Source organism: Actinomyces naeslundii, assembly GCF_001956585.1.
Lineage (GTDB): Bacteria > Actinomycetota > Actinomycetes > Actinomycetales > Actinomycetaceae > Actinomyces > Actinomyces naeslundii.
The window spans coordinates 24,853-49,241 of the sequence record NZ_MSRR01000018.1; the positions used below are offsets into that span (position 1 = coordinate 24,853).

Genomic DNA, 24,389 nt, shown 5'->3' on the forward strand with positions numbered 1-24,389 from the left:
CGGCACTACCAGCGGTAGTGTGCGAAGGCCTTGTTGGACTCGGCCATGCGGTGCATGTCCTCGCGGCGCTTGACCGCGGCGCCCAGGCCGTTGGAGGCGTCGAGGATCTCGTTCATGAGACGCTCGGTCATGGTGTTCTCGCGGCGCTGGCGGGAGAAGTCCACGAGCCAGCGCAGCGCCAGGGTGGTGGCGCGGCCGGGGCGGACCTCGACGGGCACCTGGTAGGTGGCACCACCGACGCGACGGGAGCGGACCTCCAGGGCAGGGCGGATGTTGTCCAGCGCGCGCTTGAGGACGGAGACCGGGTCCTGGTCCGTCTTGGAGCGGACGCCCTCAAGAGCGCCGTAGACGATGCGCTCGGCGGTGGACTTCTTGCCGTCCAGCAGGACGCGGTTGACGAGCTGGGTGACGACCGGCGAGCCGTAGACGGGGTCGACGACGAGCGGGCGCTTGGGTGCGGGACCCTTACGAGGCATTACTTCTTCTCCTTCTTGGCGCCGTACTTGGAACGTGCCTGCTGGCGACCCTTGACACCCTGGGTGTCGAGGGCACCGCGCACGATGTGGTAGCGGACACCGGGAAGGTCCTTCACACGACCTCCGCGCACGAGCACGATGGAGTGCTCCTGGAGGTTGTGGCCCTCACCGGGGATGTAGGCCGTGACCTCAATACCGGTGGACAGGCGCACACGGGCGACCTTACGGAGGGCGGAGTTCGGCTTCTTGGGGGTCGTGGTGTACACACGGGTGCACACGCCACGGCGCTGCGGACTGGCCTTGAGCGCCGGCGTCTTGGACGCGGAGCGCTTCGTCGAGCGGCCCTTGCGGACCAGCTGCTGAATGGTAGGCACTACTGATTCTCCATTGGGACGTGAGTCTGTATCTGGCTGCTGCCTGCGTGCCGGACCGCTCCCCCATTGGTGGCTCGACGGCGCACGCCACCGCGGAGAGGGCCGGCCCGCCGGGATCGGGATGACCCGATGATGACGTCCGGAGCCCCGCAGTCAGGGGCCCGTCGGTTCCCGCCGCGGCAGACCCGCGTCACGATGCCGAACTGAACCGACCAGGCATGAGGCCTGGACGAAGCCGACGTCGCTGGGAACGGAATGGAGATGCGGTGACCCGCCTGCGGGCACCGTCGGCCAGGCTACCCGTTCGCCGCAGGAGGGCACCAGGGAGGACACCGGGGCGCGGACGTGGTACTCGACACGTGGCAGAGGTGCGAGGAAAGGCGAAGGGCACCCCGACGTCCATTGCCGAAGACTCACTGGAGGACACGAGAGGTACAGGCGACATGCCCCCTTACCTCGAACGTGGCTAACGTGCGAAAGTGTGGCGGTGAATGTCCCCGCACTCCTGGTCGCCATCGCCGTTGGCTGTGCAGCCATCGCAGTCGTTGCCTGCCCGGTCTCGGCCTTCGCCCGGCGGTACGTGTCCGACCTGGAGCGGGCTGAGGCACGGACCGAGGGGTCCTCACCCGGCGGCACCACCGCCGAGCCGGGCACATTCCGTGTCCAGTGGCTGCTGACGCCCACCTCGCAGGGCGTTCTGGCCGCCATTCTGTGTGGGGTGACGCTCATGCGGGGAGCAGCCGGCGGGGCGTGGGGCGAAGTGATCGTTGCGCTTCCTCTCGTGGCGCTGCTCGGCGCGGCATGCGGTGTCGACGCCGTGTGTCACCGCCTCCCCAACCGCATTCTCGGTCCGGCCGCTATGTGGACCGGTGCGGCAACCGTGACTCTCGTCCTGCTCAACGTGGTCACAGGGACGCCCTTGTCCGAAGCGGGCTGGGCGGCACTCCGGTCCGTTCTGTGCGCAGTGAGTGCTGGCGTCATTGTCGGGGCCATGGCGCTGCTCCCCGGTTCGGGCATGGGACTGGGGGATGCGAAGCTGTGTGCGGTTCTTGGACTGTGGCTCGGATACTTCGGCGGGACCTACGCCGCGATGGGCATCATCCTCGGATTCTTCATCGGCGGGATCGTCGCCATCGCACTGATGATCAGTCGCCTGGCGGGTCGCAAGACACTCATTGCCTTCGGCCCCTACCTGTCACTGGGGGGCTGGTTGACATGGATGCTCGCAGTGGCGTGACCCCGCGGGACGATGCGAGCAGCACAGTCTCCGCGGGAGTCACGCCCCGACTCGGTCACCGACCGAGGAGTCGCCCGCAAAGGGCTTTCCCCACGACGTCCAGCATCTCTCCTGCTCCACCTTGGCGCTGAGCATCGCCGCCACGTCGGGCTGGTCTTCGTCAGCTCACCTATCGGGGCGTGGGCGATGATTCTCCAGTATCCTCCAGCATCATTGGTGATCCACAGAGCAGCGTCATCATGCTCAACGGTTCCGCCGTCGCGGCCTTTCCCTCGATGAATCCAGGTCACGAGGCAGGCGGGAACCTCCTTCGTGCCCAGCATCCACGTTTCCGGTGTCCTCATCACGTAGGTGTCCTCGCGCCCCGGCCCCAGAAGAAACGCCTCTTGAAGATGAGTTTCGTCGTCGAGAGTCTTCCCCGCCTCCTTGAGGTAGGTGACCACGAAGTTGGGGAGCAGGTCCTGGGTGCCGCCGAGCTGGACCGTGGTCACCGGAAGCCCTTGGTCGTTCACTTGCTCCCCACTCACCACCATCTCCGGTACGGTCAACGTCATCCCATACATCGACAGGCTCTTACCGGAGGGGGCGGTCTGCTTGATTACTCTCGATGGCAGGTCGGGAGTAACTGAGAGCTCGGATGCCGGTCGCCGCTCCGGAGCCGTTGGCGACGCTGTCGCCTTCGGGGACCTCGCCTCCGATGGCGTTGCTGAATGATCTGAGGAAACGTCTAGTCACGGCCCGCTCCCAACTTCCTGAGCACGCGCTCAGCGCGACCAAAAGCCCCAGCCCGAGCGCAGACCTTCTATCGAAGCACCACCGCACCTCAGATCCGGAATGACGCCCAGTCACCGTCTTGATCTGCATTATTTCTTCCACATCACTGTTCTCCTTTCCTGCCACTGACACTCATTCCTCTATCAGCACGCACGAGTCAGACCCGATTACCGTCATCCTGCACCGTATCCCGGCTCAGAATGACGTGTGAACACCTACCCCCAGCGCACGTCCACGTGGCGGTTGGCGGCCTTACCGGCCTCATTGACACTGCCGTCCGCATTGGTCTCGGAGGCCACCGGCTCACTCTCCCCCTTGCCGGAGGACTGGACATTCAGGGATGGGACCTTGGAGGTCAGATAGTCCGCGACCGCCTTCGCCCGCTGCTCGGAGAGCGTCTGGTTATGAGCGTCGTCGGCAACGGAATCCGTATGCCCCACCACGGTGACCGTGGCCGGCGGCTTGCCGTTCCAGCGCTTGACGATTTCGTCGAGCACCTGCTTGGCGCGGTCGGTCAGCGCGGCCGAGTCGACATCGAAGGTGACATCACCGGACAATGAGGCCACAGTCGTCTTCCCATCCGAGGAGTAGGTGACCGCGCTGTCCGAGCTGCTCGAGCGCGACACCGGGGTGACAACGCGGTCTACGGTCTGGACCACCCGAGGATTGCCCGGCCCGGCGCTGCCCGGCTGCTTGACGATCGTTGACGGATCGGCTGTGGCGCTGTTGCTCGAAGCCGCCACCGGGCGGCCCGCTTGCGGTGCGACAGGTAGGGCCACAGCTCCAGCAGAAACCGACCACGATGCCGCGCACACGGCGACAGCCGCCGCGGCACGCGCCCCAGGCCGAGGGCGACACTTCACAGCCCTTGCCCATGCTCCATGCGCCTGCTGCCTCATCGGGCCACCGCCACGTTACTGAAGGTTCCGCCGTTCGGAATGGTGACGGTGACGCTCTTGGCGTCCGCCGGGACACCGGAGAAGGTCGCCTGGAGCGCGATCGTCTGACCGGGTTTGACGTACTCCGCGAGGTCGCTGGAGCACAGGCAACCCCCTTGGGAGTCATAGGAGACCCGGTAAATGTTTGAGGAGGACGGCTCAATGAGCGTCAGGCCGTCGGTGTTGTTCGTACTCCCTCCCGGGCTCGCCTTTCCACTGGGCTGAGGAACCGAGTCATCTCCATCGGAGAACGAGTCATAGATCCACATGTCATTTTTCTTGTCATTATTCGTCACGGAGAACATGACGGTTACCGTCGTTCCCGCTCCAGAGACGGAATTCAGAGAGACGGATCCAGCCTTGCCGTCAATACTGGTGGTATGTGACTCACTGACCGCGCCGTTACCGCCATTGCCACTCGCCCCGGCCTGCGCTGATTTCAGCGCCGATGCCGACGTCGACGCACCCGAGTCCTTCGAGCCCGAGCCACCTCCCAGATCGCAGGACGCCAAGGTGACCGTCAGACCGACGGCACTCACAACGGCCAGAACTCGCCGAGAAACAGTCATCATGATGGAACCTCCATTGCTAGTGCTCAGGCCACCTCGACCTGAGGAATGCAAAAACTCTAAGCGGCATTCCTCATCCGAGAAATGGGTAGGCTCCCACGGGGAGAGAACGTGTAGTACACGGATATACCTGGGTCCCCATGGACTATCCAAAGCACCTGGGGACTCCCCTTGGAGCGATGGGTAGTACACGGGGAGCCCCCTTGCTAGGACGATTACGTTATGATTACGCTCCGTCGTTGAGAAATTCCGGCGGCCTCATCTAAGGAGTTCCTGTGACCTCTCCATTCTCCCGTTCTCTCCGTGTTCCTCCAGTGCCGTCTCGTCGGTCTTTTATGGCCCTCTCAGCCCTGGTTGGGATCGGGTTGCCGGTGCTGGCGGGCTGCGACCTTCCGGGGGTGTCGAAGGACAAAGGTGGATCCGCCTCACCATCGGGTTCCTCAGCCACGGCCGGAGGATCGGCCTCGGCCGGCGCCGGCGCCAAGGCAGGTAGCACCGACTGGCAGAAGCTCGACGCCCACATCATGGGCCACAACGTGACCGTGGAGGTCTCCCCCGTCATCCGCCAGGACGAGAAGACCTCGGTCATCGCCCTGAGGCTGACCCGCGCCAAGGACGACGCCTCCATCGACGCCGTCAACGCTCATCCCTTCAGCGACAACGGCAACAAGGTCATCTTCTCGAGCTACTTAGGGGCCCCATCCATCTATCGGCCCGGCGCCGGTGCCTCCCTGGTCAAGCTCCTCGACCTGAGCTCCGGGCGCGTGTGGAGCGCCACCGACGGCAGCGGCGGAATGCTGGGCCTCACCCCCGGCGAGAACATCACCTCCTACCTGTCCTTCGGCAAGGTCGACACCGACACCGTGACCGTCATGGTCCCCATGGCCGGCTTCACCACCGTCTCGGTCCTGGAGGCCGACGCCGCCAAGAAGGCCAAGGTCAACCTGAGCACCGCCCAAACCGGGATCAACAAGTACCCACCCGCCGCCACCGAGCTCGCCGACCCCGTCGCCATCGAGCGCTACACCCGTGCCCTGGACGACTCCACCAGCACCCAGGCCGGCAGCAAGGACATCACCGTCACCCTCAACAGTGACGTCACCTTCGCCTCCGACTCCGCCGACCTCACCCCCGCCGCCGACACCCAGCTCCAGACCGTGGCCAGCCAGCTCAAGCAGCACCCCGACGGCGGCACACTCACCATCGTGGGCCACACCGACGACATCCAGGACGACGCCTACAACCAGACCCTCTCCGAGAAACGCGCCAACGCCGTCAAAACCAAGCTCCAGCAGCTCACCAAGCTGGACAAGTGGAAGACCAGCGTGTCCGGCAAGGGCGAGAGCCAACCCAAGATCAAGGACACCACCGACGAGGCCCGAGCCGCCAACCGAAGAGTCGAGATCACCCTGACCCCCACCGGCGGCACCTCCCCCAAGGACAGCGGCACCACCGCCACCCCCAGCAACGGCAGCGGTAAGCTGCCGGACCCACAGGGCCCCGTCGCCAAGGGCCCCGAGGGCGTCACCCTCACCTCCAAAGGCACCAGCACCAGCGGAGAGGTCACCATCACCCTCGACCACGTCACCCGCACCGGCGGCTACCTCCTGGGCACCATCACCTGCACCGTCAAGGACGGCTCCACCGGCGCACCGCTCCACCCGCTGCTCGAAGACCCCCAGACAGTCCTGGCCAACCAGCGCGACGAGGACGGCAGCGCCCTACCATCCTTCAACGCCAGCGACGGCCTGACCCTCATCGCAGGAGGCGAGCGCATCTTCCCCGCCGACTACCTCGACGCCGACGCCGAACACCACCTCCCCCTGACCGAGCTCAACGTCTCCGACCACCTCAAGACCGGCACCACCACCATCTGCACCATCTGGCCCGACCCCGGCGGCGACACCATCACCCTCGACCACCCCGAAGGAAAGTACTCACCCAAAGGCACCGCCTACCGCCTCACCGACATCCCCATCAAGAACAGCTGAGGCGCATCCGACCCACCGCGGGACGGAGAGGTCGTCCCCGTCCTTGCGAGAGGGAGAGACAAGGACGGGGACGACCGGCTTCTCCACTCCCCTCCCCCATCCGGTGCTCCACCGACACCTTCACCGTAGTCAGCACGGCACCCCCGGACCATGGGCAGTTGCCCCTGTGGAGGGCTCGTGTAGTCCCCGTGCAGTCCCCGGGGACTCCCCGTACACCCCAGGCGGAGCAAAGACAAAGAACGGCGTCGGCCGCCTCCCACGTGAGGAGGCGGCCGACGCCGTCGTGAAGAAACAGAGCCTCAGGCCTTGGTGACATCCATCGGGATGCCGGGGCCCATGGTAGTGGTCATGGTGGCCTTGAGGATGTAGCGGCCCTTCGAGGTCGAGGGCTTGAGGCGGAGGACCTCCTCCAGGGCGGCCTGGAAGTTCTCCGTCAGCTGCTCCTCGGAGAAGGAGGCCTTGCCGATGATGAAGTGGAGGTTGGAGGCGCGGTCCACGCGGAACTCGATACGGCCACCCTTGATGTCGGAGACGGCCTTGGCCACGTCCATCGTCACGGTGCCGGTGCGGGGGTTGGGCATGAGGCCGCGGGGGCCCAGAACACGGCCCAGGCGGCCGACCTTGCCCATGAGGTCGGGGGTGGCCACGGCGGCGTCGAAGTCCGTGTAGCCCTTGGCAACCTTCTCGATGAGCTCGTCGCCACCGACCTCGTCCGCGCCTGCGGCGAGGGCCTGCTCGGCACGCTCACCCTGGGCGAAGACGACGACGCGGGCGGTCTTACCGGTACCGTGCGGCAGGGACACGGTGCCGCGGACCATTTGGTCCGCCTTACGGGGGTCGACTCCCAGACGGAAGACGACATCCACGGTGGCGTCGAACTTGGTGATGGAGGTGGACTTGGCCAGGTGAATGGCCTCGGCCGGGGTGTAGAGGACTCCGGACTGGATCTTCTCAGCCGCGGCGCGGTAGGCCTTGGAGCGCTTGGTCATCTGCTTCTCCTTGCAGTCGTGGTGTTCGGGCCGCGCGAGGCCCTTCCACGGTTTCGTATGGGGGTTGAGTTGAGAGAGCCGACAGGCCGGCGAGTGCCTCAGGCCTCGACGGTGATGCCCATGGAGCGGGCGGTGCCGGCGATGATCTTGGCGGCGGCCTCGACGTCGTTGGCGTTGAGGTCGGGCATCTTGGACTCGGCGATCTCACGCACCTGAGCCTGGGTCAGGGAAGCCACCTTCACGGTGTGGGGGGTGGCGGATCCCTTGGGGACGCCCGCGGCCTTCTTGATGAGCTCGGCTGCCGGCGGGGTCTTGGTGATGAAGGTGAAGGAGCGGTCCTCGTAGACGGTGATCTCCACGGGGATGACGTTGCCGCGCTGCGCCTCGGTCGCCGCGTTGTACGCCTTGCAGAACTCCATGATGTTGACGCCGTGGGCACCCAGGGCGGGGCCGATCGGCGGAGCGGGGTTGGCCTGGCCGGCCTGGATCTGGAGCTTGATCAGCCCGGCGACCTTCTTCTTAGGGGCCATAGGAATGGGTCCTTCTTACTTGTCCGGATGTGCTGCACGCCTGCCGTGCAGCCGTGGGTGCATGCGCACGCACAAGCGCTCATCGTAGCCCGCTGCGGAGCTGCACAGGGCGCCCGGTGCGCGGTATCACAGGACAGCAGCCTGTGATACGCGGCTCCCTGACACCGCCGGGTTCAGCGGTCCGGGAGACCGATGGCCCGACGGCGCAGGACGCGTCGTCGGGCCACGGCGGATGACGGAAACTCTCCTTGGAGTCGGCCTTAGATCTTGGCGACCTGGGTGAAGGAGAGCTCGGCCGGAGTGTCGCGGCCGAACAGGGAGATGAGTACCTGGAGCTTCTGGGTCTCGGGGTGGATCTCTGAGATCGTGGCCGGCAGGGACTCGAAGGGGCCGTCGGTGACGATGACCGACTCGCCGACCTCGAAGGCGACCTCGAAGACCTGACCACCGGTGGCGATCTGGGTGCCGGAGCCGGACTCGGGCGCGGTGGCCTCGGCGGCCGCGGCCTCCTTGGCGGCGATCTCCTCGGGCGTGGGGCCGAGCTGGGCGACGGCCTCCTCGAAGGTCAGCGGCACCGGGTTGTAGCGGTCCCCCACGAAGCCGGTGACGGCCGGGGTGTCCTTGATGGTGCGCCACACCTTGTCCGAGGTCTCCGGGTCGTCCAGGTCCATGCGCACGAACACGTAGCCGGGGATGCGCACCCGGGAGACTTCCTTCTTCTTGTTGCCGTTCTTGATCTCGATAACCGTCTCCATGGGAACGGTGGCGTCGAAGATGTAGTCCTCGACCTCGAAGTTCTCGGCGCGGGCCATGATGTCGGTGGCCACGCGGCGCTCGTAGCCGGAGTAGGTGTGCAGCACGTACCACTGCCCCGGCAGGGCCGACATCTGACGGCGGAACTCGGCCAGCGGGTCGACGACAGGGGCCTCCTCGACCGGCTCGGCCGGCTCAGCAGCCTCGACGGCGTCGTCGGTCTCCGGGACGACGGTCTCGACGGCCTCGTCAGTCTCAACAGCCTCCACGTCGTCGGCGGCGGCCGAGGTGAGGACCTCGGCGTCGTCGGGGGTGGTCTGCGAGGAGACGTCCTCAGACATGGTGTACCTGCTTTCCAATGGCGTGAGACGAGAGGTGGCAACGGGCTGCGCGAAGGGCAGCGACGGTGAGAGACGAGGTCAGGAGTGGGCCGGCCGCCCACCCACGAGGGTGCGGCCGCCGAGGCCGAGGATCAGGCGAAGAGCCACATGACGGCTTTGTTGAAGGCGAAGTCCAGCACCCCGGTGAAGGCCATGATGGCGACGATGAAGACGACGACCACTGTGAAGTACGTCCACAGCTCATTCATGGTGGGCCAGACAACCTTGCGCAGCTCGTCAATGACCTGGCGGATGAACAGGGCGATGCGCCCGAAGAAGCCGCGCTTCCTGTCCGGCTTGCCTGCCGCGGCGCGTGCGCTCTCGCTCATGAATCTGGGTCCTCAGGGTCGACGGTTAGGCCAGTTCCCGCACAGCGGGGAGAAGACGAAACCGACGGGATCTCCCGACAGATCCGCCGTTCTCAGCAGGGCAGGCGGGACTCGAACCCACAACCGCCGGTTTTGGAGACCGGTGCGCTACCAATTGCGCCACTGCCCTTCAGCGGTGCTCTAGTCTGCCACACGAGCAGACGTTTGCGGTAACTGCGAGCCGTGGGGTGCGCCACGCCGCCCCCGAAGGCACCACAGACGACATGACGTACGTACGGACGGAGCTGCCAGCGGGCGCGTTTTCACGTGCAGGTTTCGCAGCTCGTGGGACCATAGCCGCGTGACACCTGCACCCACACACCGTGTTTCCGCCCGACTGTCCGCCATCGCCCCGTCCGCCACCCTGGCCGTTGACGCCAAGGCCAAGGCCCTCAAGGCCGCTGGCCGCCCGGTCATCGGCTTCGGCGCCGGAGAACCTGACTTCCCCACCCCCGACTACATCGTCGAGGCCGCCGTCGCCGCCGCGAAGGACCCGGCCAACCACAAGTACTCCCCCGCCAAGGGCCTGCCGGTCTTGCGCGAGGCCATCGCCGCCAAGACGCTGCGCGACTCCGGCTACGAGGTCTCCCCCGACGACATCCTGGTGACCAACGGCGGCAAGCAGGCCGTCTTCCAGGCCTTCGCCGCCCTGGTCGACCCCGGTGACGAGGTCCTTCTGCCCGCGCCCTTCTGGACCACCTACCCCGAGGCCATCACCCTGGCCGGCGGCACAGCAGTGGAGGTCTTCGCAGGCGCGGACCAGGACTACAAGGTCAGCGTCGACCAGCTCGAGGCCGCGCGCACGGAGCGCACCAAGGTGCTGCTGCTGTGCTCTCCGTCGAACCCGACCGGCTCGGTCTATTCTCCCGAGGAGCTGACCGCCATCGGCCAGTGGGCCCTTGAGCACGGCATCTGGGTCATCACCGATGAGATCTACGAGCACCTCCTCTATGACGGCGCCCAGACCGCTCACGTCGTCAAGCTGGTTCCCGAGCTGGCCGATCAGACCATCGTCCTCAACGGCGTGGCCAAGACCTACGCCATGACCGGATGGCGCGTGGGCTGGATGATCGGGCCGAGCGATGTCATCAAGGCGGCCACCAACTTCCAGTCGCACCTGAGCTCGAACGTCGCCAACGTCTCCCAGCGCGCGGCGCTGGCGGCCGTCAGCGGCGACCTGACCGCCGTCAAGCAGATGCGCACCGCCTTCGACCGGCGCCGGCGCACCATGGTGGAGATGCTCTCGCAGATCGAGGGGCTGACCGTGCCCGTTCCGCGCGGAGCCTTCTACGCCTATCCCAGCATCGAAGGACTGCTCGGACGCACGCTGCGCGGCACCGAGATCGACAGCTCGGCCACGCTGGCCGCGCTCATCCTCGAGCACGCCGAGGTCGCCGTCGTTCCCGGTGAGGCCTTCGGGCCCTCCGGCTTCGTGCGGCTGTCCTACGCGCTGGGCGACGACGACCTGGCCGAGGGCGTGGGACGGATCCAGAAGCTCCTGGCCGAGGTCGAGTAGAAGAGGCCCCATATCCTCGTCCCGAGCCGGGCATGTTTCGCCGAGACCGACAGATTTTCTGTGGGGCACCGCGAAACATGCCCGGCTCGGTGTTTGATATCAATGTGGTTGCGGGCAGGGCTTCCAGATCCTCGCGGGATTTATCATTCAATTTGTGCCTGCTCACACGTCCGACGATGAACGTCGTGCCACTGATCCCAGTACAGAGCCCGAGGTGCTGGAGTACCTCGCCAGAGCCTTTCCCGACCTGCGCCCCGTCGTCGCCGCTAATCCCGCTGTCCCCGCGGTGCTCCGCGAGCAGATTCTCCAGATGGGCTCGGGCGACCTGCCTCAGGTATCCCCTGCGTCTCCGATGAGTGCGGGAACCGCATCCGGATCGGGAGGGCTCAGAACGGCTGAGACAGCAGCACTCCCCTCGGCCTCAACCGCGGACTACAGCAGCATCTCGCCGTACGCCGCGATCCCTGTGGAGACTGCTCCTCAGACGATGGTGCTGGGAGCCTCGTCGGCGGCGTCGGCGACGGCGTCAGCTCCGGGGAGCGCGCCGGCTCCAGCGACCATGGCACTCCCCGCAGCGACGCCCGCGTCCGGCACTGCCCTAGCAGCCTCGGCGGCACCGGCACCGCCTCTCGACCCTCCTGCGCCTCGTTCCAGCTCCCATGCCAGACTGATGACCACACTGGTCGTCGTTCTGATCCTGGTGGTCGCTGCGGCCGGAGTCCTCGGCGGCATGCTGCTGGCGAACCGGCGCCAGCCTTCGGAGACGAAGGCCGACGCCGTCCAGTCCGTCAGCGCCGCACCGACCCCGACCGAGGGAACAGTGGCGGACCAGGCAGCTCAGTCGTCCACCGAGGCCACCACCGAGAGCGAAGCGGCGTCGGTACCCTCCAGCGGCCCGACTCTTCCCGCATCAACCAAGACCTACTCCTACCAGTACGTGGAAACCCCTTCGAAGAACATCTCCTGCGTCCTCTATGACGAAGGAGTCGGCTGCTCGATCCTGGAGCGGACCTATGCCTCCTCCGGGATGCAGGACTGCTCCGACCGGGAGTTCTCCATCGTGGTGCTCGCCAACCGAACCGAGGTCCGCTGCGGAGAGGAGTACCTGGGAAAGCCGGGGGACACCTTCCACACACTCCAGTACGAGCAGACCACGACCTTCTCCGACTACGCGTGCACCTCGCAGACCAGGGGGATGACCTGCTGGAACACGATCACCGGACGAGGATTCACCATCTCCAGGGAGTCGCACATCCGCTTCTGATGGCCTCGAGCCGGGCACCCGGCGGGATTGCGGGATTTGTCAGTGGGCCCCGCGGCGGGCCTGGATCTCACGGCCTTGTGCCAACCAGGTCTCGGCGCGGGCCAGGCGCCCCTCGGCGTCGGGGCGCCACGGGCCGCCGTCCTCACGGCGGGCACCGGCCACGAGGGACAGGACGACACCGGCACACCGGGCCCGCAACGAGACTGGGTCCACCTGCTGCTCGGCCATACGGGTCCAGGTCTCCAGGATGGGGCGCAGCTTCGGGTAGGAGGCGGGCGCCAGGTGGTCCAGGACGCTCACGTGCCCCAGCAGACAGGCCAAGTCGTCAACGCGATAGCCGGGCCCCAGGGAGTCGACATCGAGCAGGCTGGTGACGGCCTCGCCCTCCATAAGGACGTTCGCCTCATAGAAGTCGCCGTGCACCGGGACCGGCCGGCCAGCGTCGGAGGTGGCCATGAGCTGCTCTACCCCCTCGGCCACGGCCCGGGCCCGAGCCGCGTGCTCGGGCAGGACCGTGGCAGCGGCGTGCGCGTAGTGGCGGGCCCGCTCGGACCAGGCGGCGTGCGCGGGCAGCTGCATGGCGCTGGCCGGCAGAGCGTCCAGCAGGGAGATGAGCCCACGGAAGACACGCTCGCTGCGTGAGACGCTCATGCCCTGGGACAGCAGTCCGGACAGTGCCACGCCCCGGCCGGTGGACAGCAGGACCAAGCCATCGGGATCCTCGCGCAGGACCTCGGGCGCGGGCACGCCGGAGGCGGTCAGCAAGCGGTGGCGCTGAGCGAAAGAGGGTGCCTGGCTCGGACGCAGAACCTTGGCGTAGGCGGTGGTCTCATCCGGGAAGGTGGCGCGCACGACGGCTCGACGCGTGGGCCGGTAGGCGACCATCGTGGCCTTGACCTGGGTGCCGATCCGGGCCGAAAGCAGCGAGGGCGTGCAAGCGACCACCAGTCCCGGAAGCTCCGGGTCGGCCGGGTGCCGCCACACGTGGACCGCGGGGCCGTCCCCGCCGGTGGGAGCCACTCGGGTCAGGCCCGGGGCGTGCGGGTTGGACAGGCGCGCTGTCGTGGCGCACAGGTACTCAGTGGTGGATCGCCCGTTGGGCGCGACAACAACCGCCGTGTAGCCCACGGATACGCCCGCTCCGGGACGGTGATGGACCGAGTGGACCTCCCAGCTGGCCAGGCGCTGGCCGGCCGGGGCGAGGGCGGCGGAGAGCACGGACGCGGCGCGCGGCCCCGTCAGCAGGGCCACCTCCTCGGGCTCCTGGGACGCCGACGAGTGGTTCATGAGAGTTAGTCTGCCCCACGCACCTGATGGTTCGCCGCTAAATCGCCCCCTGGTGTTCGGCAACAGCGGAAGCACCGGCCCCACTCTGCTCGGTGGGACGAATCGCGGGAACTATCAAAGACGGATTCCGGTTCGATCGACGAATCTGTCACTCCGGGCGACTTTTAGGTCGGAGTGAAGGCCTCTCACCACACCCTCCGCACTCATCCGCGCAGGTCCCGGCGCTCCCCTTCTGTCACGGGCGCTCAGCACCACCCGGAGAAGTCGCCGATCGTGACACCAGAGCACCTCCGGCCTCGCGCAGGGGCGTCGCGGACGAAGTCATCGTCGGGCGCGTGGAAGAATCCACCTATGCGCGACCTCGCCACCCTCCCCAAGGCGCACCTGCACCTGCACTTCACGGGATCGATGCGCCTGGACACCCTCATCGAGCTGGCCTCCTCCTCGCGCACTCGCCTGCCCTCCAGCTTCCTGGACGGAGACCCCCTGCGCGTGCCCGCAGACCGGCGCGGCTGGTTCCGCTTCCAACGCGCCTATGACACCGCCCGGGCCCTGGTGCGCACCGAGGAGGTCATGCGCCGCATCGTTCTGGAGGCCGCGCTCGACGACGCCGACGAGGGGTCACGACGCCTGGAGATCCAGGTCGACCCAACCAGCTACGCCCCCTTCGTCGGAGGGATCACCCCGGCCCTGGAGATCATCCTCGACGCCGCCAAGCAGGCCACGACCCTGACCGGTGTGGAAGTGGCCGTCATCGTGGCGGCCTCCCGGATGCGCCATCCCCTGGACGCGCGCACCCTCGCACGCCTGGCGGTGCGCTACGCCGGGGACCAGCCCGGCGAGGTTGTCGGCTTCGGCCTGTCCAACGACGAGCGCGCCGGACGAACCGCTTCGTGGGAGCGGGCCTTCGCCATCGCCCGACGGGGCGGCCTGGCCTCCATGCCGCACGGCGGAGAGCTCCTGGGACCCGACCACCTGCGCGAGGTCGTCTCCGCACTCGGCCCCACGCGTCTGGGCCACGGGGTGCGCGCCGGTGAGGACCCCGCGCTGCTGGACGCGATCATCGCCGCGGGCATCAGTCTGGAGGTCTGCCCCGCCTCCAACGTGAGTCTGGGCGTCTACCGCAGCCCCGACGACGTCCCCCTGCGCACGCTCATGAGTCACGGCGCGCAGATCGCCCTGAGTGCTGACGACCCGTTGCTCTTCCAGTCCCGACTCGTCAACCAGTACGAGATCGCTCGGACCCTGGGCTGCGACGACGCCGAGCTGGCCGAGCTGGCCCGCGGGTCGATCCGCGCATCCCTGGCCTCACCGAGCACCAAACGGGCCTGGCTGGCCGAGGTGGATGCCTGGCTGGCAACGCCCGACCGGAGACCGGAAACGGGGAGCAACGGCAGCCGCGAGGCTGACGCCCCCGAGTCTCATGCGCTTCCCGAGCAGGGAGCCTAGAAACCGACCTGGACGGGCTCGGGCACGAGGGTGACGCCGTAGCGCTCGCGCACGCCCGCCACGATCTCATCGCGCAGCCGGGCCAGGTCCGCCCCGGAAGCACCACCCCGGTTGGTCAGGGCCAGCACGTGCTTGGTGGACAGCCCGGCCGACGCACCCGGCTCCACGGTGAAGCCCCTGGTGAAGCCGGCGTGGTCGATGAGCCAGGCCGCACTGGTCTTGACCAGGCCCTCGATCACGGGGGCCTCCTTGGTACCGAGCACCACCTGGGAGTGGTCGGTGACCGGGAAACGAGGGGCGTCCTCGGGCAGGCTCCCCGCCTGATCCTCGGTCAGGATCGGGTTGGTGAAGAAGGAACCGGCAGACCAGGTGTCGTGGTCGGAAGCGTCCAGAACCATCCCCTTGGAGCGGCGCAGCTCGAGAACCGCCTCGCGCAGCTCGCGCTCGGGCACGCGTTCGCCCAGCTCGACACCGAGCGCACCGGCCAGCTGGGAGTATGCGACGCGAGAGGACAGGGAGCCCTGCCTCACGGCGAAGGTGGCGTCGAGAACCACCCAGCGCCCGGTCGGCCCCCACAGGCGCCCACCGCCGACCTCGGCGTCGGTGAGGGACTGCTTGAGGCGGGAGTCGCGATACGCCAGCCCCAGCTCGCCCAGGGCCAGCCACACCACCCGGTTGCGCAGACGGTCCCAGGCGCGCACGCTGGCGATGAGCTCGGCGACCTCGGCGCCGTAGGCCCCGATGTTCTGCACAGGGGCGGCACCGACCGTACCGGGGATCCCGGACAGGGGCGCGAACCCGGCCCACTGGCTGGCGATGGCCTCACGCACCAGGTCGTCCCAGGTGGTACCGGCGGTGGCCGTGATCTCCACACCGCCGCACACCGAGTCGGAGACGAGTGAGACCTCAGCGCGGGTATCGCGGATGACGAGCCCATCGAATCCGGCGTCGGAGGCCATGATGTTGGAGCCGCCACCGATGACGAGGACGGGCGTGCCGGCGGCGTCGGCCTCGCGGATCGCCTCGGTCAGATCGCTCTGGGTGGTGGCCTCGACGTAGCTGCTCACCGGGCCGCCCACGCGCAGGGTGGTCAGCTCGGCCAGGCGGGTGGGCCGCGTGCCGGTGCCGGGCGCGTGCGCCAGGGCCTGGACGGGTTCGGGCCAGGCCGAGGGGTCGACGTCGGCGCTCAGCGGGACGGTGCAGTCACCCTCCGCCAGGCGCGGATCGATCGACGGCTCGGTCGACGTCGCAGCCCGCGGTGCAGCCGACGGATCGATGGGGGTGCGGTCTTCTGGGGCGGTGGTCAACGGAGGTCTCCGCTCTTCCTGGTCAGTTCCTCTTGAGAGACAAGCAGGGCCCCGCTCACACCAGCGGTGTGCACGGAGCCCCGAGGCGCGGACAGGCCGCTCGCCTCACTTCTTGTTGCGACGCTGGTGACGCGTCTTGCGAAGCAGCTTGCGGTGCTTCTTCTTGGCCATGCGCTTGCGGCGCTTCTTGATGACGGATCCCATGAGATCTCCTCGCAGTTCGCTTCGTAGTGCCCGCAGACCCTCCCTGCGGGCCGAGGCGGGCCGGCGAGGGTTGATGCCATGGGGCAGTTGGTCGGCGCGTGAGGCTCAGCGGCCGACCACGCAGGTGACCGCCTGAGTCTAGCGGGTCCTAGGACCCCGATGCCTCCGACGCGTCGTGGCCCCAGTCACCCAGCCCGGCAGCCAGGTACTCGTGAACAGCGCGCTCTGGAACACGGAAGGAGCGCCCGACCTGCATCGCGGGCAGATCACCGGAGTGCACCATCCGATAGACAGTCATCTTGGACACGCGCAGCATCGCCGCCACCTCGGCCACGGTGAGGAACGAGGGGGCGCCGGAGGCGCTGGGGGATGTGGGAAGGCCCGGTGCCATGAGCTTGAGGTCCGTTCGTCGCGGGTGGCCCCGTCGGGGGCAGGAACACCGCCAATATATCCCCGCACCAGACATCGCACAGGAATTCCTGGACCCCAATCGCCACACGCGTCGCATTTCACACTGGGACACCAATTGTCGCTGCCGCAACCGCAGTTATCGCACCCGAGAACCGTTCCGGCGACCACCACCGGCAGCCCGGATGCATCCCAGAACACGCCGACCCCCACGCCGCAGAACGTGACGAAGCCGCCCCAACAGGACCACAATGGCGACCGTACCCCAGACAGACAGCGCCCAGGAGCCGGCCGGCCGCGGATCCCGCAGCGGATCCGGGCACGGCCCGCACGCCGCCAGGCGACGCCAGGCTCACTGGCACGCCCCGCTCGTGGGCGTTGTCGGCCGTCCTTGGAAGCGGCACAAGAAGCACCCGGCCGGGGCAGGCGGCGTCGACGACACCGTTGAGCCACCCGTCCGGCCCCCGCTTCCAGGCACAGAGCCCACCGGGCTGCGTCGCCTGCTCAGGCACTTCGAGCCGCTCAGCCAGATCGCACGGGCGGCGAGGTTCTACCCGGCCCGACTGGCGGTTATCGTCTTCGCCGCCATCATCATGGTGGTCACGCTCCTGCTCAGCCTTCCGATCGCCACGGAGAGCGGGAAGCAAGCCGACTTCCTCGACGCCCTGTTCACCGCCACCTCAGCAGCATGCGTCACGGGCCTGAGCACCGTGGACACAGCCACCTACTGGTCCGCCTTCGGGCACGTCGTCATCATCCTGGCCGCCGCCGTGGGCGGTCTGGGGGTCATGACCCTGGCATCGCTGCTGTCCCTGGCGGTATCACGCCACGTGGGACTGACTCAGCGGATGCTGGCCGCCTCGGAGAACCAGTCGCGCCTGGGCGAGGTGGGCCGCCTCCTTCGCGCCGTCATCTACACGGCCACCGGCTGCGAGCTCCTCCTCACGCTCATGCTGCTACCCCGCTTCCTGGGCCATGGCCTCGATGTGGGGCACTCCCTGTGGTACGCGGCCTTCATGGCACTGTCGATCTTCAACAATGCCGGCTTCGTCATCATGCCCGAGGGCCTGGGCGCCTACGCCACCGACTGGTGGATCGGCCTGCCGATCATCCTGGGGACCTTCATGGGCGCCGTCGGCTTCCCCGTGATCCTGGACATCATGGGCCGACGACGCAGGCCCCGGACATGGAGCCTGCACACGAAGCTGACCCTGACGACCTACCTGGCCCTCACCGGCGCCTCAACCCTCGCCATCGCCACCTTCGAGTGGAACAACCCGCTCACCTACGGAGCACTGCCCACGGGCGGCAAGATCATGACCGCCCTGATCAACGGCGTCAACGCCCGGTCCTCGGGGCTGTCCACGATCCCGCCCGAGCACATGCACGAGGCCACCTGGTTCCTCCAGGACGCCCTCATGTTCGTCGGCGGAGGCTCGGCCTCGACGGCCGGCGGCATCAAGGTCTCCACCTTCGCGGTCCTGCTTCTGGCGATCCTCGCCGAGGCTCGCGGTGACCAGGACATCGAGGCCTTCGGGCGGCGCATCACACCCTCGACCGTGCGCCTGAGCGTGGCGGTGGCCTTCATCGGCGCCAGCGTCATCGGGTTCGCCACGCTCCTGCTCCTGCAGATGACCAACCTGTCCCTGGACCGGATCCTCTTCGAGGTCATCAGCGCGTTCGCGACCGTGGGCCTGTCCACGGGCATCACCCCGACTCTTCCCGCGAGCGCCAAGTACGTCATCGTGGTGCTCATGTTCGTCGGCCGCGTGGGCACGATGACGGCGGCCAGCGCCCTTGCACTGCGCGAGCGGCGCCGCGTCATCCGGATGCCCGAGGCCAGCCCGATGATCGGCTAGCGCCTGCCGGCCGATTCCATACTCGCTCACCCAGCAGCCCGCAGACACCAGCGGGAACGATCAACTCCCCTCAGGTTCCGACCCGTCCGGGGCGAGCAGGTGTCCGAGGGTCGCGGCCGCACTCTCCACATCCGCACGGCCGGTGATGAGCTGCTCAACGATCAACCCGAAGGACACACTCTGGATCAGGGAGGCCAGCTGCTCGGGATTCAAGCGAGCGGAGATCGTTCCAACCCTCTGCCCGTTGCGGCACAGGCGGATGAGTCCGCTGCGGATGTCGTGGTAGTTCTCCTGGACCATGACGCGCATCTCGGGATCACGAGTCAGCTCGCCCCAGGCGTGATAGGCCAGTGGCGCCCAGGCGCTCAGTCCGACGTCGTCAGCATCCTTGCGGACCTCACCTCGCCGAGCGGAGGCCCGCCGCGAGGTGGAGGCGGCCTCGCCGGCGTGCTGCTCGAGGTCGTCGCGCTCGTAGTTGAGCAGGACGAGCGCCTCGATGAATCCCTGCTCGAAGTCGGGCAGTGCCTCGGACTCGGCGAGCTGCTTGATCCGCTCGACGAGCGGCCCCATCCGCCGAGCCAGGACCTCGCGCATGAGAGAGCGCTTGCCCTCGGGGAAGTAGCGGTACACGGTCGACGACGACATCCCGGCTGCGGCAATGACCTCGTCCATAGAAGTGGCCTGGAAGCCGCTGCGGGCGAAGCACTCCTCGGCGGCCTGCAGGATTCGGGCTCTTTGGCGCTCCCGGTGAGCGGCGGTCACTCGTGGCATGAACTCAGGATAAGCGACTCAGAACACCTCAAATCGAAACGATCGTTGTTGACTGAGCGCCACGCACTCCCTAGACTCTCGAGCGCAAGCGAAAACGATTGTTTTGATGTGGAGGTTCGCAATGACATCCTCAGTGGCATCCGCTCTCAAGGAGCGGACCGAGTCGGCACAGGAGACACAGGAGGAGACGACCGTCACGACCGCGCGGCGGCCGGGCCGCCGCGCGGTCATGGTCAGCGCCGTCCTCACCCAGCTGATGATCGTCCTGGACCTGACGATCATCGCCATCGCCCTGCCTCGGATGCAGGACGACCTGGGAATGACCGTGTCCCAGAGCCCGTGGACGGTCACCGGCTACAGCCTGGCCTTCGGTGGCCTGGTGCTCTTCGGGGGAAGGCTCTGCGCCGTGGTGGGTATCCGCCGCTCCTACCAGGTGGGACTGATCGGCTTCGGGGTCGCCAGCCTCGCAGCCGGGATGGCGACCTCCTTCCCCGTCCTGCTGGTGGCCCGCGTGGCCCAGGGCTGCTTCGGCGCCCTGCTGGCCCCCACCTCCCAGTCACTGCTCAATGTGACCTTCACCGAGCGCACCGAGCGCGAACGTGTCTTCGCGATCTTCGGCGCCACTGGCGGTCTGGGAGCGGCCGTCGGGCTGCTGGTCGGCGGAGCCCTGACCGACTGGCTCAGCTGGCGCTGGGCGCTCTACATCAACATCCTCCTGGCCGCTGCCGCTCTTCTCATCGGGCAGCGCCCTGCCACCGGCCGACCAGCGCGACCGCGGCTCACGCATCACTGACGACCTGACCGGCCTGGTCCTGGGATGCGGGGCCTGCTTCAGCGCCGTCTACGGGCTCGACCGGGCCCAGCAGACCTCCTGGACCTCGACGTCGACCGTCAGCTGGCTGGCACTCGGCGGCATCGCCGCGGTGCTGTTCGTGGTCCGCGAGCGCTTCGCGAATCGTCCGGTGCTGCCCCTGTCGATGATGGCACTACCGGTGCGGGCGGCCTCCTACGCCACGCAGTTCATCGCCGGCGCCGGCCAGATGGGGGCGATCATCTACCTGACCTACTACATGCAGAACCACTTCGGCTACTCGCCCTTCAAGAGCGGAGTCGTCTTCCTTCCGATGGTCCTCGCCCTGATCGCCACCGCGATCCCGGCCGGGCGCGTCATCGTGCCCAGGCTCGGGGCACGCGGCACCCTGCCGCTGGGGCTGGCGGTACTGACCGGCTCCTTCCTCATCTTCTCGCGTATGACGACGCAGTCCTCCTACTCGCAGGTGGCGCTGCCCGGCCTCATCGTCTTCGGGATCGGCCTGGGGCTGACGATGCCGGTCACCTTCAACTCCGGCACGCGCGGGGTGGATGCGAAACGGACCGGACTGGCCTCGGCGATCCTGAGCGCCGCCCAACAGATCGGCGGTTCCTTCGGGGTCGCGCTCATGACCTCCTACGCCACCCAGCACGCCGAGGACTACGTGGCCGAGCACTCCGAGGAGGTCAGGGCGGCCGCCATGGAGGCGATGATGCGGGCCCAGGCCCTGCCGCAGTCGCCCGCGGGCAAGCAGATCATCGAGGCCCTCAAGGCCCAGCTCGTCGATCGGGCCCAGATCGAGGCATACGCCGGCGGATTCACGATGATGGCCTGGATCCTGGCCGGGGCCGGGGCGGCCCTGGTGGCCTGCGGGATCGCCCTGAGCGTCCGCCGTCGTCGCACGCGGTAGCGTAGGAGTCACCGTCCGACGGCCGACCTCAGGAGACCTCATGCCCGCCCCACCCTCGCGCACCGACTCCACGCTTGTCATCGGGCTGGGACGCTTCGGCTCCGCTGTTGCCGCCACCCTGGACCGGCTCGGGCGCGAGGTGCTGGCCGTGGAGGCCAATCCTGCGATCGTGCGCCAGTGGACCGGCCGCATCCCGCTGGTGGAGGCCGACGCCACGGACGTGGAGGCCCTGGAGCAGCTGGGCGCCACCGAGTTCGGCACGGCGGTCGTGGGGGTGGCGACCTCCCTGGAGGCCTCCGTCCTCATCACCGGCAACCTCGTGGACCTGGAGACGCCCCAGATCTGGGCCAAGGCCATCTCCCGCGCCCACGGACGCATTCTGCGACGCATCGGCGCCCACCACGTGGTCTACCCCGAGTTCGACGCCGGTCAGCGCGCCGCCCACCTGGTCTCGGGCCGCATGCTCGACTACATCGAGATGGAGAAGGGCGGCTTCACCATCGTCAAGATGCGCCCGCCCACGGAGCTGCACGGATTCACCATCGGCCAGTCCAAGGTGCGCTCGCGCTACGGGGTGACCGTCTTCGGTCTCATGAGCCCAGGCGAGCCCTTTGAGTACGCCACCCCGGACACGCTGGTCTCCGCCGAGGACGTGCTGGTCGTCGGCGGGGACGCCGCCCTCCTGGAGCGCTTCGCCAACCGCGCCTGAGCGGCGCGAGTCTCACAAGGCCCCCGGAAGGCCCTCAGAAGGCGGAGACCTGGGAGCGCTTGGCCTCGGCGGCGCCGTCGGCCTCAGCAGCCACAGCCGCGAGGTCCTTGCCGATCCCGGCGGCGCCGTAAGCACCGAGCAACCCCTCGACGAAGGGCGCTGCGGAGAGCCGAACCCGCTCGGCCACGGCCGGCTCCAGCATCTCGAGAGCCATCTCGGCACTCATGATGCCGCTGCCCAGGTCCGCCAGCATCAGGACGCCGTCACAACGGTCGGCGAGCGGCTCGACGACGGAGACGATCAGGCCGGCATCGGTACCCAGCTCCCCGTCAGCCAGCCCGGCTGCGAGCTCAACGGGGACGTCGACGGCCACGATGAGCCGGCGCGCCAGGTCGAGGGCGGCCTCGGCCAGAGCACGGGAGTGGGAGACCAGGACGATGCCGACACTCACCGAGGCGACGCTCGACCGCTCCGGCTGAGGAAGCGGCACAGGATCGGAGGAGACTGCGGGACTCACGGGGCTCACACCGTCCTTGCGGCCACGACGTCGTCGAGGGCCGCGAGAAGAAGGGCGGTGGAGGCGGCACCGGGGTCGATGTGGCCGGCCGAGCGCTCCCCCAGGTAGGAGGCCCGCCCCTTGGTGGCGACCATGGGCTTGGTGGCGTCGCGCCCCTCGGCGGCGGCCCGCGCAGCGGCCGCAACACCTGCGGCGAGATCATCGGGATGGGTGCGCAGCGCCTCCAGGGCCGGGCTCCAGGCGTCGAGCATGGTCTTCTCCCCCGTGGTGGCGCGCCCACGCGCGGCGATGCCACCGATCCCGGCCTCCAGCCCGGCCGCGAGCGCTCGCGCGTCGATGCCATCCTGCCCCGACAGGGCGCCGCCGGTGCGCAGGAAGAAGGTTCCGTACAGAGGCCCCGCGGCTCCCCCGACGGTAGAGACCAGGGTCGTGCCGACCTTCTTGAGCAGTGCGTCGGCGGCGGTGAAGCCGCCGGCCCCCACCGCGTCGACCGCAGCGGCCAGGCCGCGCTTCATATTGGTGCCATGGTCGGCGTCACCAATGGCGGCGTCCAGCTCAGTGAGCTCCTCGGCGTGCTCGCCGATGAGCTCGGCGCTGCGACGCACCCAGGCCTCCAGGTCGGCCACACTCAGCGTCTGCCGGGCGGATCCCTCGTCCGCTGTCATCTTGCTCCTCCTTCAGCTCTCTCCGGGCCGCCCGCGAGAACCGCGGGCGACGCGATTGTGCCAGACCCTCACATGCCCCAGCGCAGGCCGGGGGTGTGCACGGGGGCGTCCCACAGACGTAGCAGCTCGGCGTCGACGCGCACCAGGGTCAGGGAGCAGCCGGCCATGTCGAGACTGGTGATGTAGTTACCCACGAGGTTACGCGCCACCGTGATCCCGGCACCCTGAAGGAGGCGGGCGATCTCGCCGTACATGAGGTAGAGCTCAAGCAGCGGGGTGGCGCCCATGCCGTTCACCATGGCGATGACGCCCTCATCAGCACCGGCGGGCTCCAGCTCGGTCAGCTCGGCCAGGATCGGGGTGACGAGGCGCTCGGCGACCTCGGCCGCGGAGGCGACCTTCTCACGGTGACGGCCGGGCTCTCCGTGGATGCCGATGCCGATCTCCATCTCGTCGGCCGGAAGGTCGAAGGAGGGCTTGCCGTTGGCCGGGACGGTGCAGGAGGTCAGCGCCATGCCCATGGAGCGGCCGGCGGCGTTGACGCGCGCGGCGATGCCGGCGACCTCGTCCAGCGGGCGCCCCTCCTCCGCGGCGGCGCCCGCGATCTTCTCCACCATGACGGTCACGCCCACACCGCGCCGTCCGGCGGTGTAGAGGGAGTCCTCGACGGCGACGTCGTCATTGGTGACGACGCTGGCGACCTGGATGCCGGAGTCGGCGTCGACGATCTCGGCCGCCATCTCGAAGTTCATGACGTCGCCGGTGTAGTTCTTGACGATGTGCAGGACGCCGGCGCCGCGGTCGACGGCGGTGGTGGCGGCGACCATCTGGTCGGGGACCGGGGAGGTGAAGATCTCGCCGGCACAGGCCGCGTCGAGCATGCCGGTGCCCACGAATCCACCGTGGAGGGGCTCGTGCCCGCTGCCGCCGCCGGAGATGATGGCGACCTTGCCCTTCTCCTTGCGCTGGTGGCGGTAGACGATGTGCTGGTCGAGGTCGACGTCGAGCTCGTGGGGGTGGGCGGCGGCCATGCCCCGCAGGGCGTCCGTGACCACGCTGTCAACGGAGTTGATGAGTTTCTTCATGGGCCTGACGCTACCGCGCCGCGGGTCTGCGCGTACCGCCAGAGGTCCCAGGGAAAAAGGCCTGTGCACATCGGTGCAGGTCACGGTGGCCCGGACGGCACGGATGCGCACCCAGGGGCCGCGTCGACAGGCACGACGGCACCCGATCGTGAGCGCGACCACCACCCCGCCTGGACGTCACCCATAGAAATTCTGGGGACTATCTGGGGAGGTCCTTTTTCTGGGGCATCCTCACGGCGGTTCCAGGC

General features: G+C 68.1%; 23 protein-coding genes, 1 tRNA gene and 1 pseudogene. 8 read left to right on the forward strand and 17 right to left on the reverse strand.

Annotation, left to right across the window (positions count from 1 at the left end; genetic code table 11):
• Positions 1-5 precede the first annotated feature (5 nt).
• The gene (gene rpsG, locus BKH33_RS08680) at positions 6-476 is read right to left on the reverse strand and encodes a 30S ribosomal protein S7 (RefSeq protein WP_003786052.1); all 471 of its coding nucleotides are present in this window, start codon (positions 474-476) and stop codon (positions 6-8) included.
• Positions 476-850, reverse strand: coding sequence for a 30S ribosomal protein S12 (gene rpsL, locus BKH33_RS08685; RefSeq protein WP_003786082.1), 375 nt, complete (start codon positions 848-850; stop codon positions 476-478). Before rpsL ends, rpsG begins: the two co-directional genes overlap by 1 nt.
• Before the next feature lie 487 nt (positions 851-1,337).
• On the opposite strand from rpsL, the gene BKH33_RS08690 reads away from it, so the two are divergent.
• The gene (locus BKH33_RS08690; protein WP_003786061.1) at positions 1,338-2,087 is read left to right on the forward strand and encodes an A24 family peptidase; all 750 of its coding nucleotides are present in this window, start codon (positions 1,338-1,340) and stop codon (positions 2,085-2,087) included.
• A gap of 989 nt (positions 2,088-3,076) precedes the next feature.
• Here BKH33_RS08690 and BKH33_RS08695 read toward each other — a convergent pair.
• Both BKH33_RS08695 and BKH33_RS13680 read right to left on the reverse strand, forming a co-directional pair.
• Positions 3,077-3,676 carry an OmpA family protein gene (locus BKH33_RS08695; protein ID WP_076067068.1) on the reverse strand — a complete coding sequence of 200 codons (600 nt, stop codon included), beginning with the start codon at positions 3,674-3,676 and terminating at the stop codon, positions 3,077-3,079.
• Between the two features lie 80 nt (positions 3,677-3,756).
• Positions 3,757-4,068, reverse strand: coding sequence for a hypothetical protein (locus tag BKH33_RS13680; RefSeq protein WP_232621471.1), 312 nt, complete (start codon positions 4,066-4,068; stop codon positions 3,757-3,759).
• Positions 4,069-4,703: 635 nt separating this feature from the next.
• Between BKH33_RS13680 and BKH33_RS08705 the strand changes: the two genes are divergently transcribed.
• Entirely contained in the window at positions 4,704-6,359 is a 1,656-nt protein-coding gene (locus BKH33_RS08705; RefSeq protein ID WP_076142696.1) for an OmpA family protein, read from the forward strand.
• 299 nt (positions 6,360-6,658) lie between these two features.
• Here the strand turns inward: BKH33_RS08705 and rplA are convergent, their stop codons facing one another.
• The 5 genes from rplA to BKH33_RS08730 all read right to left on the reverse strand — a co-directional run bounded on the left by rplA (position 6,659) and on the right by BKH33_RS08730 (position 9,509).
• The gene (rplA, locus tag BKH33_RS08710; RefSeq protein ID WP_003780509.1) at positions 6,659-7,348 is read right to left on the reverse strand and encodes a 50S ribosomal protein L1; all 690 of its coding nucleotides are present in this window, start codon (positions 7,346-7,348) and stop codon (positions 6,659-6,661) included.
• A 98-nt stretch (positions 7,349-7,446) separates the two neighbouring features.
• Entirely contained in the window at positions 7,447-7,878 is a 432-nt protein-coding gene (gene rplK / locus BKH33_RS08715; protein WP_003780507.1) for a 50S ribosomal protein L11, read from the reverse strand.
• Between the two features lie 260 nt (positions 7,879-8,138).
• Entirely contained in the window at positions 8,139-8,972 is an 834-nt protein-coding gene (gene nusG, locus BKH33_RS08720; protein WP_076070155.1) for a transcription termination/antitermination protein NusG, read from the reverse strand.
• Between the two features lie 131 nt (positions 8,973-9,103).
• On the reverse strand, positions 9,104-9,340 hold the full coding sequence (gene secE, locus BKH33_RS08725) for a preprotein translocase subunit SecE (RefSeq protein WP_003780736.1): 237 nt from the start codon (positions 9,338-9,340) through the stop codon (positions 9,104-9,106).
• A gap of 96 nt (positions 9,341-9,436) precedes the next feature.
• Positions 9,437-9,509 (reverse strand) — tRNA-Trp (locus BKH33_RS08730).
• Between the two features lie 171 nt (positions 9,510-9,680).
• On the opposite strand from BKH33_RS08730, the gene BKH33_RS08735 reads away from it, so the two are divergent.
• Both BKH33_RS08735 and BKH33_RS14135 read left to right on the forward strand, forming a co-directional pair.
• Complete coding sequence (locus BKH33_RS08735; RefSeq protein ID WP_003780738.1) at positions 9,681-10,895, forward strand: pyridoxal phosphate-dependent aminotransferase; 1,215 nt, start codon at positions 9,681-9,683, stop codon at positions 10,893-10,895.
• Between the two features lie 154 nt (positions 10,896-11,049).
• Positions 11,050-12,159 carry a variant leucine-rich repeat-containing protein gene (locus BKH33_RS14135; protein WP_232621472.1) on the forward strand — a complete coding sequence of 370 codons (1,110 nt, stop codon included), beginning with the start codon at positions 11,050-11,052 and terminating at the stop codon, positions 12,157-12,159.
• Positions 12,160-12,198: 39 nt separating this feature from the next.
• Here the strand turns inward: BKH33_RS14135 and BKH33_RS08745 are convergent, their stop codons facing one another.
• Positions 12,199-13,446, reverse strand: coding sequence for a phosphotransferase (locus BKH33_RS08745; protein WP_003784151.1), 1,248 nt, complete (start codon positions 13,444-13,446; stop codon positions 12,199-12,201).
• Between the two features lie 351 nt (positions 13,447-13,797).
• Here BKH33_RS08745 and BKH33_RS08750 point away from each other — a divergent pair, with 351 nt between their 5' ends.
• Entirely contained in the window at positions 13,798-14,895 is a 1,098-nt protein-coding gene (locus tag BKH33_RS08750; RefSeq protein ID WP_076076030.1) for an adenosine deaminase, read from the forward strand.
• On the opposite strand, the gene BKH33_RS08755 is transcribed toward BKH33_RS08750, so the two are convergent.
• The 3 genes from BKH33_RS08755 to BKH33_RS08765 form a co-directional block, all read right to left on the reverse strand.
• Positions 14,892-16,202: a UDP-N-acetylmuramate dehydrogenase gene (locus tag BKH33_RS08755; RefSeq protein WP_003784130.1), complete on the reverse strand. Its 1,311-nt coding sequence runs from the start codon at positions 16,200-16,202 to the stop codon at positions 14,892-14,894. The genes BKH33_RS08750 and BKH33_RS08755 overlap by 4 nt on opposite strands.
• Before the next feature lie 105 nt (positions 16,203-16,307).
• Positions 16,308-16,406, reverse strand: a complete 99-nt coding sequence (locus BKH33_RS08760; protein WP_003792170.1) for a 30S ribosomal protein bS22 — start codon at positions 16,404-16,406, stop codon at positions 16,308-16,310.
• Positions 16,407-16,554: 148 nt separating this feature from the next.
• Entirely contained in the window at positions 16,555-16,797 is a 243-nt protein-coding gene (locus BKH33_RS08765) for a helix-turn-helix domain-containing protein (RefSeq protein ID WP_003784138.1), read from the reverse strand.
• A gap of 268 nt (positions 16,798-17,065) precedes the next feature.
• Here BKH33_RS08765 and BKH33_RS08770 point away from each other — a divergent pair, with 268 nt between their 5' ends.
• Complete coding sequence (locus BKH33_RS08770) at positions 17,066-18,673, forward strand: TrkH family potassium uptake protein (protein WP_003784136.1); 1,608 nt, start codon at positions 17,066-17,068, stop codon at positions 18,671-18,673.
• 60 nt (positions 18,674-18,733) lie between these two features.
• Here the strand turns inward: BKH33_RS08770 and BKH33_RS08775 are convergent, their stop codons facing one another.
• On the reverse strand, positions 18,734-19,444 hold the full coding sequence (locus BKH33_RS08775; protein WP_043539569.1) for a TetR/AcrR family transcriptional regulator: 711 nt from the start codon (positions 19,442-19,444) through the stop codon (positions 18,734-18,736).
• 121 nt (positions 19,445-19,565) lie between these two features.
• Between BKH33_RS08775 and BKH33_RS08780 the strand changes: the two are divergent.
• Both BKH33_RS08780 and BKH33_RS08785 read left to right on the forward strand, forming a co-directional pair.
• Positions 19,566-21,165 (forward strand): annotated as a pseudogene (locus tag BKH33_RS08780) (MFS transporter).
• Positions 21,166-21,205: 40 nt separating this feature from the next.
• Positions 21,206-21,874 (forward strand): potassium channel family protein, encoded by a 669-nt coding sequence (locus BKH33_RS08785; RefSeq protein ID WP_003784157.1) that lies wholly within the window; start codon positions 21,206-21,208, stop codon positions 21,872-21,874.
• Positions 21,875-21,908: 34 nt separating this feature from the next.
• Here the strand turns inward: BKH33_RS08785 and dhaM are convergent, their stop codons facing one another.
• The 3 genes from dhaM to dhaK all read right to left on the reverse strand — a co-directional run bounded on the left by dhaM (position 21,909) and on the right by dhaK (position 24,141).
• Positions 21,909-22,325 carry a dihydroxyacetone kinase phosphoryl donor subunit DhaM gene (gene dhaM / locus BKH33_RS08790; protein ID WP_043539573.1) on the reverse strand — a complete coding sequence of 139 codons (417 nt, stop codon included), beginning with the start codon at positions 22,323-22,325 and terminating at the stop codon, positions 21,909-21,911.
• 71 nt (positions 22,326-22,396) lie between these two features.
• Positions 22,397-23,056 (reverse strand): dihydroxyacetone kinase subunit DhaL, encoded by a 660-nt coding sequence (dhaL, locus tag BKH33_RS08795; protein WP_003784128.1) that lies wholly within the window; start codon positions 23,054-23,056, stop codon positions 22,397-22,399.
• Between the two features lie 68 nt (positions 23,057-23,124).
• Entirely contained in the window at positions 23,125-24,141 is a 1,017-nt protein-coding gene (dhaK, locus tag BKH33_RS08800; RefSeq protein WP_003784155.1) for a dihydroxyacetone kinase subunit DhaK, read from the reverse strand.
• Positions 24,142-24,389: the final 248 nt, after the last annotated feature.